The sequence below is a fragment of the Microbacterium sp. WCS2018Hpa-9 genome, from assembly GCF_031843745.1.
GTDB lineage: Bacteria > Actinomycetota > Actinomycetes > Actinomycetales > Microbacteriaceae > Microbacterium.
The window spans coordinates 108,455-122,295 of record NZ_JAVTIY010000002.1 but is presented as its reverse complement, the minus strand read 5'-3'; the positions used below and the strand labels follow the sequence as shown (position 1 = coordinate 122,295).

The 13,841-nt window shown below is 69.2% G+C and carries 15 protein-coding genes and 1 riboswitch; of the genes, 10 read left to right on the top strand and 5 right to left on the bottom strand.

The window, feature by feature from the left end; all coding sequences use genetic code 11:
- The first annotated feature begins 14 nt into the window (after positions 1-14).
- Positions 15-124, top strand: a riboswitch (TPP riboswitch).
- The 5 genes from RQG82_RS04360 (at position 118) to RQG82_RS04340 (ending at position 5,745) form a co-directional block, all read left to right on the top strand.
- Positions 118-774 carry an ECF transporter S component gene (locus tag RQG82_RS04360; protein WP_311257913.1) on the top strand — a complete coding sequence of 219 codons (657 nt, stop codon included), beginning with the start codon at positions 118-120 and terminating at the stop codon, positions 772-774. Its footprint overlaps the riboswitch before it by 7 nt.
- Complete coding sequence (locus RQG82_RS04355; protein WP_396653555.1) at positions 771-2,231, top strand: ABC transporter ATP-binding protein; 1,461 nt, start codon at positions 771-773, stop codon at positions 2,229-2,231. The genes RQG82_RS04360 and RQG82_RS04355 overlap by 4 nt, the downstream gene beginning before the upstream one ends.
- Positions 2,228-3,025, top strand: a complete 798-nt coding sequence (locus RQG82_RS04350; protein WP_311257912.1) for an energy-coupling factor transporter transmembrane component T — start codon at positions 2,228-2,230, stop codon at positions 3,023-3,025. Before RQG82_RS04355 ends, RQG82_RS04350 begins: the two co-directional genes overlap by 4 nt.
- Positions 3,026-3,242: 217 nt before the next feature.
- On the top strand, positions 3,243-4,328 hold the full coding sequence (locus tag RQG82_RS04345) for a TerC family protein (RefSeq protein ID WP_311257911.1): 1,086 nt from the start codon (positions 3,243-3,245) through the stop codon (positions 4,326-4,328).
- Positions 4,329-4,422: 94 nt separating this feature from the next.
- The gene (locus RQG82_RS04340; protein ID WP_311257910.1) at positions 4,423-5,745 is read left to right on the top strand and encodes a hemolysin family protein; all 1,323 of its coding nucleotides are present in this window, start codon (positions 4,423-4,425) and stop codon (positions 5,743-5,745) included.
- 3 nt (positions 5,746-5,748) lie between these two features.
- Here RQG82_RS04340 and RQG82_RS04335 read toward each other — a convergent pair whose 3' ends face one another.
- On the bottom strand, positions 5,749-6,474 hold the full coding sequence (locus tag RQG82_RS04335) for an aminoglycoside 3'-phosphotransferase (RefSeq protein WP_311257909.1): 726 nt from the start codon (positions 6,472-6,474) through the stop codon (positions 5,749-5,751).
- 139 nt (positions 6,475-6,613) lie between these two features.
- Between RQG82_RS04335 and RQG82_RS04330 the strand changes: the two genes are divergently transcribed.
- The 3 genes from RQG82_RS04330 (at position 6,614) to RQG82_RS04320 (ending at position 9,112) form a co-directional block, all read left to right on the top strand.
- Positions 6,614-7,258: a hypothetical protein gene (locus RQG82_RS04330; RefSeq protein ID WP_311257908.1), complete on the top strand. Its 645-nt coding sequence runs from the start codon at positions 6,614-6,616 to the stop codon at positions 7,256-7,258.
- A gap of 171 nt (positions 7,259-7,429) precedes the next feature.
- Positions 7,430-8,191: an SDR family NAD(P)-dependent oxidoreductase gene (locus tag RQG82_RS04325; protein WP_311257907.1), complete on the top strand. Its 762-nt coding sequence runs from the start codon at positions 7,430-7,432 to the stop codon at positions 8,189-8,191.
- An 87-nt stretch (positions 8,192-8,278) separates the two neighbouring features.
- Entirely contained in the window at positions 8,279-9,112 is an 834-nt protein-coding gene (locus RQG82_RS04320; protein WP_311257906.1) for an NAD(P)-dependent oxidoreductase, read from the top strand.
- A gap of 139 nt (positions 9,113-9,251) precedes the next feature.
- Here RQG82_RS04320 and RQG82_RS04315 read toward each other — a convergent pair whose 3' ends face one another.
- Genes RQG82_RS04315 through RQG82_RS04305 form a run of 3 tightly spaced genes read right to left on the bottom strand, consistent with a single transcriptional unit; the run spans position 9,252 to position 11,249 of the window.
- Entirely contained in the window at positions 9,252-10,001 is a 750-nt protein-coding gene (locus tag RQG82_RS04315) for a sulfite exporter TauE/SafE family protein (protein ID WP_311257905.1), read from the bottom strand.
- Between the two features lies 1 nt (position 10,002).
- Complete coding sequence (locus tag RQG82_RS04310; protein WP_311257904.1) at positions 10,003-10,641, bottom strand: bifunctional 4-hydroxy-2-oxoglutarate aldolase/2-dehydro-3-deoxy-phosphogluconate aldolase; 639 nt, start codon at positions 10,639-10,641, stop codon at positions 10,003-10,005.
- A 53-nt stretch (positions 10,642-10,694) separates the two neighbouring features.
- A complete protein-coding gene (locus RQG82_RS04305; RefSeq protein WP_311257903.1) occupies positions 10,695-11,249 on the bottom strand; it encodes a ribosomal protein L7/L12 in 555 nt (184 codons plus the stop codon).
- 70 nt (positions 11,250-11,319) lie between these two features.
- Here RQG82_RS04305 and rlmN point away from each other — a divergent pair, with 70 nt between their 5' ends.
- A complete protein-coding gene (rlmN, locus tag RQG82_RS04300; RefSeq protein ID WP_311257902.1) occupies positions 11,320-12,609 on the top strand; it encodes a 23S rRNA (adenine(2503)-C(2))-methyltransferase RlmN in 1,290 nt (429 codons plus the stop codon).
- On the opposite strand, the gene RQG82_RS04295 is transcribed toward rlmN, so the two are convergent.
- Entirely contained in the window at positions 12,558-13,199 is a 642-nt protein-coding gene (locus RQG82_RS04295) for an NAD(P)H-dependent oxidoreductase (protein ID WP_311257901.1), read from the bottom strand. The two genes, rlmN and RQG82_RS04295, sit on opposite strands and share 52 nt — an antisense overlap.
- 66 nt (positions 13,200-13,265) lie before the next feature.
- On the opposite strand from RQG82_RS04295, the gene RQG82_RS04290 reads away from it, so the two are divergent.
- Entirely contained in the window at positions 13,266-13,835 is a 570-nt protein-coding gene (locus RQG82_RS04290) for a TetR/AcrR family transcriptional regulator (protein ID WP_311257900.1), read from the top strand.
- Positions 13,836-13,841 lie beyond the last annotated feature (6 nt).

The following is a 13,841-nucleotide window of genomic DNA, read 5'->3' as shown; positions in this document are numbered from 1 at the left end:
CTGGGTAAGATCGTCAGAACAACCACGGGAGTCCGGCGAGCCGGGCTGAGAGGGAGCGAATCGCGCTTCGACCGTCGAACCTGATCTGGGTAATGCCAGCGCAGGGAGGAGTCACTGATGAGTACATCCACGTCCGGATCCACCACGGAATCCGCATCCGTCTCGCACGCCCCGAGGGGCCTCGGTCGCCCTGAACTCTGGCGCTGGCGGGTCGTCGACATCGTCGTCGCCAGCGTCATCGCCGTCGCCTGTGCGCTGATCTTCCTGCTCTGGAACGTCGGCTACGAGGTGCCCAGCAGCATCCTGAAGCCGTTGCTCCCCGGTGTGCAGGGCCTGCTCGCCGGCCCCTGGCTCATCGCCGGTGTGCTCGGCGCGCTGATCATCCGCAAGCCGGGTGCCGCGCTCTACACCGAGCTGGTCGCCGCGATCATCTCGGCCCTCGTCGGCAACGCGTGGGGTCCGCTCACCATCGTCTCGGGCCTCGTGCAGGGTCTCGGTGCCGAGCTGATCTTCCTCGTGTTCCTCTACGGCGTCTGGCGTCTGCCCGTCGCGATGCTGGCGGGTGCCGGCGCAGGACTCGCGTGCGGCATCAACGACCGCATCCTCTGGTACGCCGGTGCCGACACGCTCTTCACCAGCGTGTACATCGTCTCGACGACCATCTCGGGTGCCGTCATCGCCGGACTCGGAGCGTGGTTGATCGCCCGAGGACTCGCAGCCACGGGCGCCCTCAGCCGGTTCGCCGCCGGCCGCGAGGTCACCGCACGGGTGTGAGCTCGCCCACGACTCCCGCCACCCTCGAAGCACGCGGCTGGGGGTGGCGGTACGCGACGCGGCTGCGCTGGGCTGTGCGCGACATCGCCCTGCGCATCGAACCCGGCGAGCGGGTGCTGCTGCTGGGCGCCTCGGGCTCTGGCAAGTCGACCCTGCTGCAGGGATTCGGCGGGGTGCTCGGAGGCGCGGACGAGGGCGAGACGCACGGTGGTCTGCTCGTCGACGGCGTGCCGCCCACCGAGGCGCGCGGTCGGGTCGGCATGGTGCTGCAGGACCCCGACACGCAGACGATCCTCGCCAGGGTCGGCGACGACGTCGCGTTCGGCTGCGAGAACCTCGGCGTCCCTCGTGACGAGATCTGGCACCGGGTGCGCGCGGCGCTGGATGCCGTCGAGCTCGACGTCGCACCCGATCGGTCGACGGCCGCGCTGTCGGGCGGTCAGAAGCAGCGTCTCGCTCTCGCCGGCGTGCTGGCCATGCGACCGGGCGCCATCCTCCTCGACGAGCCGACCGCCAACCTCGACCCCGAGGGAGTGCAGGACGTGCGCGATGCCGTCGCCGCCGCCCTCGACGCCACGGGCGCCACCCTCGTGGTGATCGAGCATCGCATCGACGTCTGGCTGCCGCTCGTCACCCGAGTGATCGTGCTCGGTGCCGAGCCGGAGGGCACGGTCGTGCTGGCCGATGGCAGCCCGGACGAGATTCTCGGCGCGCGAGGGGCCGAGCTCGCAGCATCCGGTGTGTGGGTTCCCGGCCACCCGCCCGCCGTTCCGCCCGCGCCGGCGCACGAGCCGGGGGAGACCCTCCTCGCAGCGCGCGGTCTCACCGTCGCCCGCCGGCGCGGGCTCGCGGTAGCCGGTCCGTTCGATGTCGAGGTGCGCGCGGGCGAGGTGCTCGGAGTGACCGGCGCGAACGGCGCAGGCAAATCGACGCTCGGGCTCACACTCGCCGGGCTGATCCCGGCCGAGGATGGCCGGGTCTCGGCTCTGCCCGCGCTCGCAGCGGGAGAGAAGCCCGACCCCATCCGCTGGTCTTCTCGAGCCCTGCTCACCCGCATCGCGTCGGTCATGCAGACGCCCGAGCACCAGCTGCTCACAACGACCGTGCGCGACGAGCTGTCGGTCGGACCGCGGGCGCTGAAGCTGCCGGACGCCGAGATCACCGCTCGTGTCGACGACCTGCTCGAACGGCTGCGGCTGACCTCGCTCGCCGGAGCCAACCCCTACACGCTGTCGGGAGGGGAGAAACGGCGGCTCACGGTCGCGGCGGCCCTCGCCACTCGGCCCCGGATGCTGGTGCTCGACGAACCCACCTTCGGGCAAGACGCCACGACCTGGGCCGAACTCGTCGGCCTCATCGCACGGCTGCGCGACGAGGGCACGGCGATCGTGGCGATCAGCCATGACGAGGCCGTGCTGGAAGCGCTGCACGCGCGGCGCATCGAGGTCGGCCGATGATCGATCCGCTGACCGCCCGCATCGAACGACCGGGGCCGATCGCCCCTCGCTCGGCCCTTGCAAAGCTCGCCGCCGCGCTGTTGATCGCGCTGCCGCTCGTGCTGACGATCGACGTCGTCTCGGCATCCGTCGCACTGCTGCTCGAGATCCCGCTGCTCCTTCTCGCGGGGCTGCGGGCCAAGGAGTTCTGGACCCGCACCGCCGTGCTGTGGATCGCAGCGCCGCTGAGCGCGGTCACCATCGCCCTCTACGGCGCGACCAGCGGCACGGTGCACTTCGAGTGGCTGGTCATGCGCGTCAGCGACGGATCGCTCGCCCTCGCCGCAGCGACTGCCGTGCGGGTGCTCGCGATCGGGCTGCCCGCCGTGGTGCTCTTCATCACGGTCGACCCCACCGACCTCGCCGACGACCTGGCTCAGCGGGTGAAGCTGCCGGCGAGGTTCGTCGTCGGCGCGCTCGCCGGAATGCGGATGCTGGGCCTGCTCGCCGATGACTGGCGTGCACTGGCACTCGCGCGGCGGGCGCGCGGCGTCGCCGACGAGGGGCGGGTGCGCCGAGCGATCGGCATGGCCTTCGCGCTGTTCGTGCTGGCCATCCGCCGCGGATCCTCACTGGCCACCGCCATGGAGGCCCGCGGCTTCGGCGGCACCGGCCGACGCTCGTGGGCGCGGGAGTCGAGGTGGGACCGACGAGACACGGTGCTGGTGGTCGTCGCGGCGGTGATCCCGGTGGTCGCGATCACGGTCGCCGTGCTGACGGGGGCCTGGAACTTCATCCTCGGCCCGACCGCCTGAGGCGCCGGGACGCGGCGGACCGGCAGCGTGCACTCAGCTTTCTCATAGCTGACATGCCGATGTATTCGCTAGCATCGAGTGAACCCAAGGGGAGTACTCCACCACGGGCGGCTCGTCATTACGGATGTCCCTGCATCCCGGGTCCCCGGTTCTCGTTCTCGAGGATGGAGAAGACCTTGGCGTCGACATCGTCACGCCTCGTCTTCTGGAGACCTCCTTGAACATCACCCCCCTCGTGTGGATCATCACGATCGCCGTCACGATCGCCTTCTTCGTGTACGAGTTCTTCGCCCATGTGCGAAAGCCCCATGAGCCGACCATCGGTGAGTCCGCCCGCTGGTCGGCCTTCTACATCGGCCTCGCGCTGCTGTTCGGTGTCGGCATCGGCACCGTGTCGGGATGGACGTACGGCGGTGAGTACTTCGCCGGCTACCTGACCGAGAAGGCGCTGTCGATCGACAACCTCTTCGTCTTCCTGATCGTGATGACCGGCTTCGCCGTGCCGCGGATCTACCAACAGAAGGTGCTGATGATCGGCATCGTGATCGCGCTGATCATGCGCGGTGGGTTCATCGCCCTCGGTGCCACGCTGATCGAGAACTTCTCGTGGATCTTCTACCTCTTCGGCGCCCTGCTGCTGTTCCTGGCCTACCGCCAGGCCTTCGCCCACGGTGAGTCCGACCCCGCCAACGGCCGTTTCATGCGCTTCGTGCGCCGCGTCCTGCCGGTGAGCGACGAGTACAACGGCGACCGCCTGACCGTGCAGCGCGACGGCAAGCGCTTCTTCACGCCGATGTTCCTCGTGATCATCGCGATCGGCTTCGTCGACCTGATCTTCGCGGTCGACTCGATCCCCGCGATCTACGGTCTGACCGAAGAGGCCTACATCGTCTTCACGGCCAACGCGTTCGCCCTCATGGGTCTGCGACAGCTGTACTTCCTCATCGGCGGTCTGCTGCAGCGCCTGGTCTACCTCGCCCAGGGCCTCGCGGTCATCCTCGCCTTCATCGGTGTGAAGCTCGTGATGCACGCCCTGCACGTCAACGAGCTGCCGTTCATCAACGGCGGCGAACCGCTGCTGTGGGTGCCCGAGATCCCGATCTGGTTCTCGCTGGTCTTCATCGGCGCGACCATCGCCGTCGCCACCATCGCGAGCCTCATGAAGACGCGACGAGACGACAAGCGCGACGCGCTCGAGACCGCATCGGCACCGGTCGCGGTCGAGGATGCACCCGCTGCTTCCTCCACCTCGGCATCCTCCACCTCTGTATCCCTCACCGACACCCAGAAGGAACACTCGTGAACCAGTCGCGCCGCTCCGACGCGTCCGCAGACCCTGACAGACCCGGTGCCCGAATGACCTCGGGCACCCCCGCACTGCATGAGGTGATCCGCTGATGGGCGACCTCGCGGTGAACATCGCCCTGGTGTTCGTCTTCGTGCTCGTCGGCGGCGTGTTCGCCGCCACCGAGATGGCGCTCGTCACGCTGCGTGAGAGCCAGATCAACGCGATCGCCGCCCGCGGCAGACGAGGTGAGAAGGTCGCGAGCCTGGCTCGCAACCCGAACACCTTCCTCTCGGCGGTGCAGATCGGCGTGACGGTCGCCGGCTTCGCCTCAGCCGCCTACGGTGCGACGTCGATCGCTCCGTCGGTCGCCCCGCTGCTCGAGAACCTCGGCGTCGCGGCGCCCCTGGCCCTGACCCTGGCGACCGTGCTGCTGACGCTGGTGATCGCCTACCTCTCGCTCGTGCTGGGCGAGCTGGTGCCCAAGCGCCTCGCGATCCAGCGCAACGCCCAGTTCGCGTATGCCGTCGCGCCGGTGCTCGACGGCTTCGCCACCTTCATGCGGCCGGTCATCTGGCTGCTCTCGGTGTCGACCAACGCGGTCGTGCGCCTGCTCGGCGGCGACCCGCACAAGGCCGCCGACGAGCTCAGCGAGGAGGAGCTGCGCGACATCGTCGCGACGCATCAGAGCCTCCCCGACGACGAGCGGCGGATCCTCGATGACGTGCTGTCGCTGCGTGGCCGCCAGGTGAGCGAGGTCATGCGACCCCGCCCCGAGGTCGTCGCGCTCGACGGTGCGGCGACGCTGGCCGAGGCCATCGCCGAGGTGCGGGAACTGCCGTTCTCGCGATACCCCGTGATCGACGCCTCGCTCGACGACATCGTGGGCTTCGTGCACGTGCGCGACCTCTTCGAGGCCGCAGCGGAAGACTCGACGCGCGCGGTGCTCGGCCTCATGCGCCCTGTCGAGTACGTGCCCTCGACCGCGGGCGTGCTGCCGACCCTGACTCGCATGCGCGCGGCCGGACACCAGATCGCGGTCGTCATCGACGAGTACGGCGGCACCGACGGCATCGTGACCCTCGAGGACCTCGTCGAAGAGGTCGTCGGCGAGATCTTCGACGAGTACGACACCGAAGACCGGATGTCGGACGCCGGTGGGCCGCTCGACGGACGCCTGAACCTGCAGGACTTCGCCGAGATCACCGGCATCGCCCTGCCCCGAGGGTCGTCAGACACGGTCGCCGGTTTCGTGACCGAGATGCTCGGACGCCTCGCGGTGGTCGGCGACTCGGTCGAGGTGCCCGGTGCGACGATCCGCGTCACCGCCGTCGACCGGCGCCGGATCGCCGAGATCCGGGTGGTTCTGCACGAGGATGCCGACGTCGATGCCGCCGCGAAGACAGCATCGGCCGCCGCCGCATCGAAGGGCTGAGGCTCAGGACTCGTTCCAGAGCCTCCGGTAGTACTCGAGCCTCTCCCGATCGGGGGCGATGCCGTAGGCCTCGATGAGCGCGTCGGCCCAGCCGGGACCGAAGTTCCACTCGGTGCTCATCGAGGCCACGGCGATGTCTGCCCAGCGGTCGGCGACGCCGAGCGCCGCGAGATCGACATGTGCGAGCGGTCGACCGGCGTCGTCGAGCAGCGTGTTCGGCATGCAGGAATCGCCGTGACACACGACCAGCCGGTCGACGGGCGGAGGCTCGCGCAGGTCGGCGGGCACGGTGACGCCGCGCTCTTCGGCGTTCGCGATCCGCCACGCCGGGTCCCACGTCCAGGGGCACTCGGCGACCGGCAGCGAGTCGTGCATCGTCCGCAGAGCGGCGCCCACGGCGCGCACCGAGGTCTCGGGATCGTCGATCCAGCGGCGGTCCACGGCGCTGTGGCCGGGCAACGCGACGGTGACGAGCCACTCGTGAGCGTCGTCCTCGCCCTGATCGATCACCTCGGGAACCGTGATCCAGCGCCGAGCCCACCGCATGCGCTCTGCCTCATCGCGCATGTTCGCCTCGGCGTCGTGCGGCCCCCACTTGATGTAGCGCCCGTCGTCGGTGCGGAATGTCAGCCCGCCGATGCCGTTCAACCACACCGGCTTCAGCGCGGCGCCCGCGGCCAGAGCCAGCACGATCGGCGGTATCTCCGTCGTGACGGAAGGGATGCTCATGGGGTCACTCACCTCGTGTGTGAACGTATATCGGTATGCACGTATTTTCCCGGTTCTGGGGGGCCGTGCGCGGTTAGTCTCAGTCCCGGTCGCCGTCGGCGGCCGCATCATCCATTCCACTCGACACACAGAGGTCTTCGTGCGCGTTTCGTATCGGTCGCAGTGGTGGCGGCGGCACGGCAGCGATGCCGACGCCTCCTCATCCGCATCCGGGGCACCCGGCTCGGACGCCGCTCAGGCTACCGCGATCGGGCTGCCGAAGGCGCCGGTGATCTCGGCACAGGAATCCGGCGAACGGGATCTCGACCAGTTCGTGGAGTGGATCTGGAGTGGAGACGCTGAGGCATCCGCGCCCGCATCCGCTCCCGACGAGACCGTCGAGAGCACACGCATCACCATTGAGGAGCAGTACAACATGAGTTCACTTGACGACGCCCTGCAGCAGCTGCTGGCCATCGAGGGTGCCACGGGCGCCGCGATCGTCGACTACGGCAGCGGAATGGCACTCGCCCAGGGCGGCAACCCCTCGTTCGACCTGGGCATCGCCGCGGCCGGCAACTCGAACGTCGTGCGCGCCAAGCTCGCCACCATGCGAGACCTCGGGGTCACCGACGAGATCGACGACATCCTCATCACCCTGAGCTCGCAGTACCACCTGATCAACGTGCTCAACACGACGGGCGCCAGCGGTCTCTTCATCTACCTCGTGCTCAACAGCGCATCGGCGAACCTCGCGCTCGCACGTCACAAGCTGAAGGGCATCGCCGCGCAGATCGAGGTCTGATCTCGCGAGTCGCTCTGAAGGGGCGGGGCCGGCATGGCTCCGCCCCTTCGGCGTGCGCGGCGTAGGCTCGGGATCGACACGGTCGACGGATGCCACACTCCCGACGTGTCGCCTGAAACTCGGAATCAGCTAAACTGACACTGAGTCGCACACGTTTCGAAGGAGAACCGCATGCAGATCCAGGGCTCGAGTGCTCTCATCACCGGCGGTGCGTCCGGTCTGGGCCTCGCCACCGCACGAACGCTCGCCGCCGCAGGCGCCGTGGTCACGATCCTCGACCTGCCGTCGTCGGCCGGAGCCGAGATCGCCGACGAACTCGGCGGAGTCTTCGCAGGGGGCGACGTCACGAGCGCCGAGGATGCCGCGGCTGCCGTCGCCGCGGCTCAGGCGGCAGCGCCGCTGCGCATCGTGGTCAACTGCGCCGGCATCGCCCCGCCGGCCAAGGTGCTCGACCGCGAGGGCAACCCCGCGGTGCTCGCCGACTTCGAGCGCATCGTGCGCATCAACCTCGTCGGCACCTTCAACGTGCTCTCGCAGGCATCCGCCGTGATCGCGAAGAACGACCCGACAGGCGACGGCGACCGCGGCGTGATCGTGAACACCGCGAGCGTGGCGGCCTTCGACGGACAGATCGGCCAGCCCGCGTATTCGGCATCGAAGGGCGGCGTGCACGCGATGACCCTTCCGGTCGCCCGCGAGCTCGCCCGCTACGGCATCCGCGTCTGCACCATCGCACCCGGCATCATGGAGACCCCGATGCTGATGGGTCTGCCGCAGGCCGCACAGGACTCGCTCGGCCAGCAGGTGCCGTTCCCCTCGCGCCTCGGACGCCCCGACGAGTACGCCGCCCTCGTGCAGCAGATCGTCGAGAACGGCTATCTCAACGGCGAGACGATCCGTCTCGACGGCGCGATCCGCATGGCACCGAAGTAAACCTCCCACCGGCGTCCGAATCGCGCAGCTGACCCGATTCGAGCCGACATGCAGCAATCCACGCGATTCGAAACGAGAAGGCGGCCGATGAGCACACTGGCAGGCAAGACCATCCTCATGTCCGGCGGAAGCCGCGGCATCGGCCTCGCGATCGCACTGCGCGCCGCGGCCGATGGCGCGAACATCGCGATGCTCGCGAAGACAGACACTCCGCATCCGAAGCTCGAGGGCACGGTGCACTCTGCGGCCGAGCAGATCAGGGCCGCCGGCGGCCAGGCTCTGCCGATCGTCGGCGACGTGCGCGACGACGACGACATCACCGAGGCGGTGATGAAGACGCAGGGCGAGTTCGGCGGCATCGACATCATCATCAACAACGCCAGCGTCATCGACCTGTCGCGCTCGCTCGATCTCGGCGCGAAGAAGTACGACCTCATGCAGGACGTGAACGTGCGCGGAACCTTCATGCTGTCGCGCGCGGCCGTGCCGATTCTCAAGGACGCCGAGAACCCGCACATCCTGTCGCTCTCGCCGCCGCTGAACCCCACGCCGAAGTGGCTCGGCGCGCACACCGGGTACACGCTCGCGAAGTTCGGCATGACGATGGTGACGCTCGGCCTCGCGGCGGAGTTCGCCCGCGACGGCATCGCCGCCAACACCCTCTGGCCGCGCACCACGATCGCGACCGCCGCGGTGCAGAACCTGCTCGGCGGCGACAAGGTCATGGCTGCGAGCCGCACGCCCGACATCTATGCCGACGCCGCCTATGCGGTGCTGCTCAAGCCCGCGGCCGAGTACACCGGGCAGACGCTGATCGTCGAGGATGTGCTCGAGGCCGACGGCGTCACCGACTTCTCGAAGTACGCCGCCGTGCCGGGAACTCCCGACGACCGGCTGTTCCCCGACATCTTCCTCGACTGACAGGCTGCTGACAGCATCCGTCCTGGTCTCGGGCCGGAGAACGCAGACGGGATGCGGCGCGGCGCGGCGTGTCGTTCGGCGACGCGCCGTGCGAAGGGCGATCGGTCTCTGTTTCCGAGGAAAAGCCCGGGCGCGCGAGTCAGAAGAGCAGGTAGACGGCGCCGGCGATCGTCAGGATGATCACGATGCGGTCGAACAGCACCTGATTCATGCGCTTCGCCAGGCGGATGCCGCCGAGGGCGCCGAGCACGACGAGGGGCGCGAGCGCGGCATCCATCAGCAGCACGTGTCCGTCGAACAGACCGAGCCCTGCGAGGAACGGGATCTTCACGAGGTTGATGATCGCGAAGAACCACGCCGAGGTTCCCAGGAACACCTGCACGGGAGTGCGCGTCGCGAGGAAGTACATCGACATGACGGGTCCGCCCGCGTTCGCGACCATCGTGGTGAACCCGCCGAGCGTGCCGTAGACGCCCGAGAGCACGATGCCGCCGGGCGCGGGGGCCACTGCATCCGCCCGATTCTGTCGCCAGCGCCGCCACAGCGTGACGGCGATCATCGCGAGCAGGATCACGCCGATCGCGCGGCGTACGATGCCGTCGCCCGCAAGCGCGAGGAACGCGAAGCCCGCCAGGAGCCCTGCGAGCACGGCCGGCGCCAGGCGCAGCAGGGTCGGCCAGTGCGCGTGGCGGCGATAGGTGATCAGCGCGAACACGTCGCCGACGATGAGCAGCAGGAGCATCGCGGCGGTTGACGTGCGCGCGGGCAGCACGGTCGCGAACAGGGCGATCGCCAGGATGCTGCCGCCCGGGAGCGCGGTCTTCGAGATGCCGATCGTGACCGCGGCGAGGCCGAGCGCGGCCCACGCGAGGGGTGCGAGCTCGATCACATCAGCTGCGGGTGGCGGCGAGTGCGGCGGCGAATCGAGCAGAGCGCTGCTCGATGTCGGCCCAGTCCGATGCGGCGAGAGAGGCGCCGTTCGCCAGGTCTCCGCCTGCGCCGACAGCGACGGCACCGGCACGGAACCAGTCGGCGAGGTTGTCGGGGCAGACGCCGCCGGTCGGCATCAGCGGGGCGTCGGGGAACGGGCCCCGGAGTGCGCCGAGGTAGGAGGGGCCGCCGAGCGACGCGGGGAAGATCTTGACCACGTCGACGCCGAGCTCGAGCGCACCCATGACCTCGGTGGGCGTCATCGCGCCGGTCATGACGACGCGATCGGTGTCGAGCATCGCACGGGTCAGCGCAGGGAGGGTGCCGGGGCTGACAAGGAACTCCGCACCGGCGTCGGCGGCGAGTGCGGCCTGCTCGGCGGTGGTGACGGTGCCGGCGCCGATGTAGGCGGCGTCGCCGTGGCGTGCGATGAGCTCGCGGATCACGGCCGGTGCGTCCGGTGTCGAGAACGTGACCTCGATGCCGGTCACGCCGCCGCGGATGATCGCCTCTGATGCCTCGAGCGCGAGCTCGGGAGAGGGCGCGCGGAGCACGGCGAGGACGCCGGTGGCGCGGGCACGGGAGAGACGGTCGGGCATCGGAGCTCCTTCAGTGGGGGATCGGTCCCATTCTCTCCGACCGCAACCTGTAATTACAACTGACGCGGGCGCGGCCAGGCCTCGACGAGGTCCTTCGACTCCTTGAGGCTCAGGCCCGTGTGCTCCCTCACGAGCTTGATCGCCTGGATCTTCTGGTCGGCGGACACGAGTCGGTCGACCTCGGAGGAGACGGATGCCGGCAGCGCCCCGCGCACCGACGACGGCGTCGCCGTGATCGACGAGTGCACGGCCGAGGCGTTCGACACGGCCGCGAGCTGCGGGGCCGTGGTGCTGACCGACCAGTGGTCGATCCGGTCCTTCGCCTCCTGCAGGCGCACGCCCGTGTGCTGGCGGTAGAGCTTGATGGCGTTGATCTTGTGCCCCGACGCGACGAGCCGGTCGATCTCGGCGATCGCCGTGGGAGTCAGCTGCGACGCCGAGGCGGTCGACGTCGACGTGGAGGCCACCGATCGGGCCATCGTCGGCGAGGGGGTGAACACGTGGGGCTCGGGAGCCTGGGGACGCATCGATCGCAGTGCTGCGCCGACGATCACCACGCCGATGATGACAGCTGCGATGACCGCGCCGACAGCGATGATGATGTCCATTCGCTCAGTCTAGGGATGCGCATGCCGCCGCCCCAGGGCCTTCCCACCCGGCACCGCGTACCCTGGAGGTATGACCGAGACTCCCCGCACGCGCGAGACGCGCCCCGCCACGGCACCCGCGTCGTCCCGTTCGGGGGCCGTCCGGTCCACCGGTGTCGCGCAGGTGCGCCCTGCGACCGAGGGGTGGACCCAGCAGAAGGATGCCGAGGGGCGCCCGCTGCTGCAGTTCGCGAGCCCCAAGCGCGGCAAGCCGCCGGTGCACCTCGCCGACCTCACGCCGGCCGAGCGCATCGAGAAGGTCAAGGAACTCGGCCTTCCCGGATTCCGGGCGAAGCAGCTCTCGACCCACTACTTCCGCCACTACACGTCGGATGCCGCGGAGATGACCGACCTCCCCGCCGACATCCGCGAGTCGCTCGTGGCCGGCATGCTGCCGCCGCTGCTCACCGAGGTGCGTCGCCTGGAGACGGACAAGGGCGACACGATCAAGTTCCTGTGGCGTCTGCACGACGGCGCCCTGGTCGAGTCGGTGCTCATGCGCTACCCCGGCCGCATCACGCTGTGCGTCTCGTCGCAGGCCGGATGCGGCATGAACTGCCCGTTCTGCGCCACCGGCCAGGCCGGTCTCACGCGCAACATGTCGACCGCCGAGATCATCGAGCAGATCGTGCGTGCCAACCGTCTGATCGCCGAAGGCGGACTCGGTGGCAAGAAGTCCGACGACCACTCGATGGAGCGCGTCTCGAACATCGTCTTCATGGGCATGGGTGAGCCACTCGCCAACTACAAGCGCGTCATGGATGCAGTGCGGTCGATGGTCGCTCCGCAGCCCGACGGCCTCGGCATGAGCGCCCGCGGCATCACGGTGTCGACGGTCGGACTCGTGCCGGCGATCAAGAAGCTCGCCGACGAGGGCATCCCGGTGACCTTCGCCCTGTCGCTGCATGCTCCCGACGACCACCTGCGCGACGAGCTCATCCCGGTGAACTCGCGGTGGAAGGTCGACGAGGCACTCGATGCCGCCCGGTATTACTACGAGAAGACGGGTCGCCGCGTCTCGATCGAGTACGCGCTGATCAAGGACATGAACGACCACGCCTGGCGTGCCGACCTGCTCGCCGACAAGCTGAACGAGCGCGGCCGCGGTTGGGTGCACGTCAACCCGATCCCGCTGAACCCGACCCCCGGCTCGATCTGGACCTCGTCGACCCGTGAGGCCCAGAACGAGTTCGTGCGCAGGCTCAACGACGCCGGCATCCCGACGACCCTCCGCGACACCCGCGGCAAGGAGATCGACGGTGCGTGCGGTCAGCTCGTCGCGACGACCGAGGACGAAGCGGCGTCCGCCGCGATGGCCTGAGAACCGCCCGCCTCGTTCGCCCGATCTCGGATGCCGTCTCGGCGGCCGAGTGACTCGGCTCGGTCGAGCCATGAGGTGATGCGCTCGGGGCTCGCGTCTTTGACGCCCAGCATCCGGGTCGTGCGCACCGAGCGGACGCCGCAGAAACGCAGCGTCCCTCGGGCGACGTGCGTCTGCGCCGGCAGCCCGGTGAACGGCGTGAGGAACCACGGGGTGTCGGCGAGCAGAAACAGCCGACCGTTGCGCGCGGGCAGCAGCCCCTCGGGCAGCCCGAGCTTCGAGTAGCGGTACTCCTGCTGCGGCAGCAGCGCCCGATCGAAGAACCCCTTGAGCAGCGCGGGCACCGACCCCCACCAGAGCGGCGTGAACACGACGACCGTCGCGGCCTCGGCGAGGGCGCGCTTGGCGTCGATCAGGTCGGGCTCGAGTTCCATGCGCTGGCGGTAGCCGAAGCGCAATGACGGATCGAAATGGAGATCGCGCAGGGCGAGGATGCGCGCGTCTCCGTGCGCTGCGGCGTAGCGCCGGGCGAGCTCGGCGGCGAGGGAGCGGGCGTCAGGGTGGCCGTCGATGAGCAGGGCGGAAGACATGGGGACTCCTATGTTGACAGTGTCAAGCAGTGGTGGACACTGTCAAGATAGGCAACAATGTTGCTTGTGTCAAGTTCGCGATCCGGCTATCACCACGGCGACCTCGCCCACGCCCTCGAGGCGGCGGCGATGCAGCTGCTCGCCGAGAAGCCTGCGGGGGAGATCAGCCTGCGCGAGGTCGCCCGCGCCGCCGATGTGAGCCACAACGCTCCGTACCACCACTTCTCCGACCGCCGTGGGCTGCTCAAGGTGCTCGCCGAGCGGAGCATGGCCGACCTCGTCGCCGCGGTGCGCGTGGCGATCGAGGGGGCATCCGACCCGGCGTCCGCGGTGATCGAGGGCGGCGCCGCATACATCCGCTACGCGGTCGAGCACCCGAACGGCTTCGACGTGATCTATGACCCCACGGTCTGCGTCCCCGGTGAACCGAGCGAGACCATGGCACCGCTGATCACCGAGCTCGAAGAGCTGCTGGGGGCCGCATCCGTCGCCGCGGGACTCGATGGGCAGACCGGCCTCATCGGCGTATGGGGCCTCGTGAACGGGCTCGCGACGCTCTGCGCGGCCGGGCATTTCGCACTTGACGACGCGCTCGCCGCGAGCGCCGATGCGCTCACCCGCATGCTCCCGCGCTGACCGTCG

Coding starts and splice junctions, on each gene's coding strand:
- RQG82_RS04360 (WP_311257913.1), top strand. CDS start 118: ATGAGTACATCCACGTCCGGATCCACCACGGAATCCGCATCCGTCTCG.
- RQG82_RS04350 (WP_311257912.1), top strand. CDS start 2,228: ATGATCGATCCGCTGACCGCCCGCATCGAACGACCGGGGCCGATCGCC.
- RQG82_RS04340 (WP_311257910.1), top strand. CDS start 4,423: ATGGGCGACCTCGCGGTGAACATCGCCCTGGTGTTCGTCTTCGTGCTC.
- RQG82_RS04335 (WP_311257909.1), bottom strand. CDS start 6,474: ATGAGCATCCCTTCCGTCACGACGGAGATACCGCCGATCGTGCTGGCT.
- RQG82_RS04325 (WP_311257907.1), top strand. CDS start 7,430: ATGCAGATCCAGGGCTCGAGTGCTCTCATCACCGGCGGTGCGTCCGGT.
- RQG82_RS04320 (WP_311257906.1), top strand. CDS start 8,279: ATGAGCACACTGGCAGGCAAGACCATCCTCATGTCCGGCGGAAGCCGC.
- RQG82_RS04310 (WP_311257904.1), bottom strand. CDS start 10,641: ATGCCCGACCGTCTCTCCCGTGCCCGCGCCACCGGCGTCCTCGCCGTG.
- RQG82_RS04305 (WP_311257903.1), bottom strand. CDS start 11,249: ATGGACATCATCATCGCTGTCGGCGCGGTCATCGCAGCTGTCATCATC.
- rlmN (WP_311257902.1), top strand. CDS start 11,320: ATGACCGAGACTCCCCGCACGCGCGAGACGCGCCCCGCCACGGCACCC.
- RQG82_RS04295 (WP_311257901.1), bottom strand. CDS start 13,199: ATGTCTTCCGCCCTGCTCATCGACGGCCACCCTGACGCCCGCTCCCTC.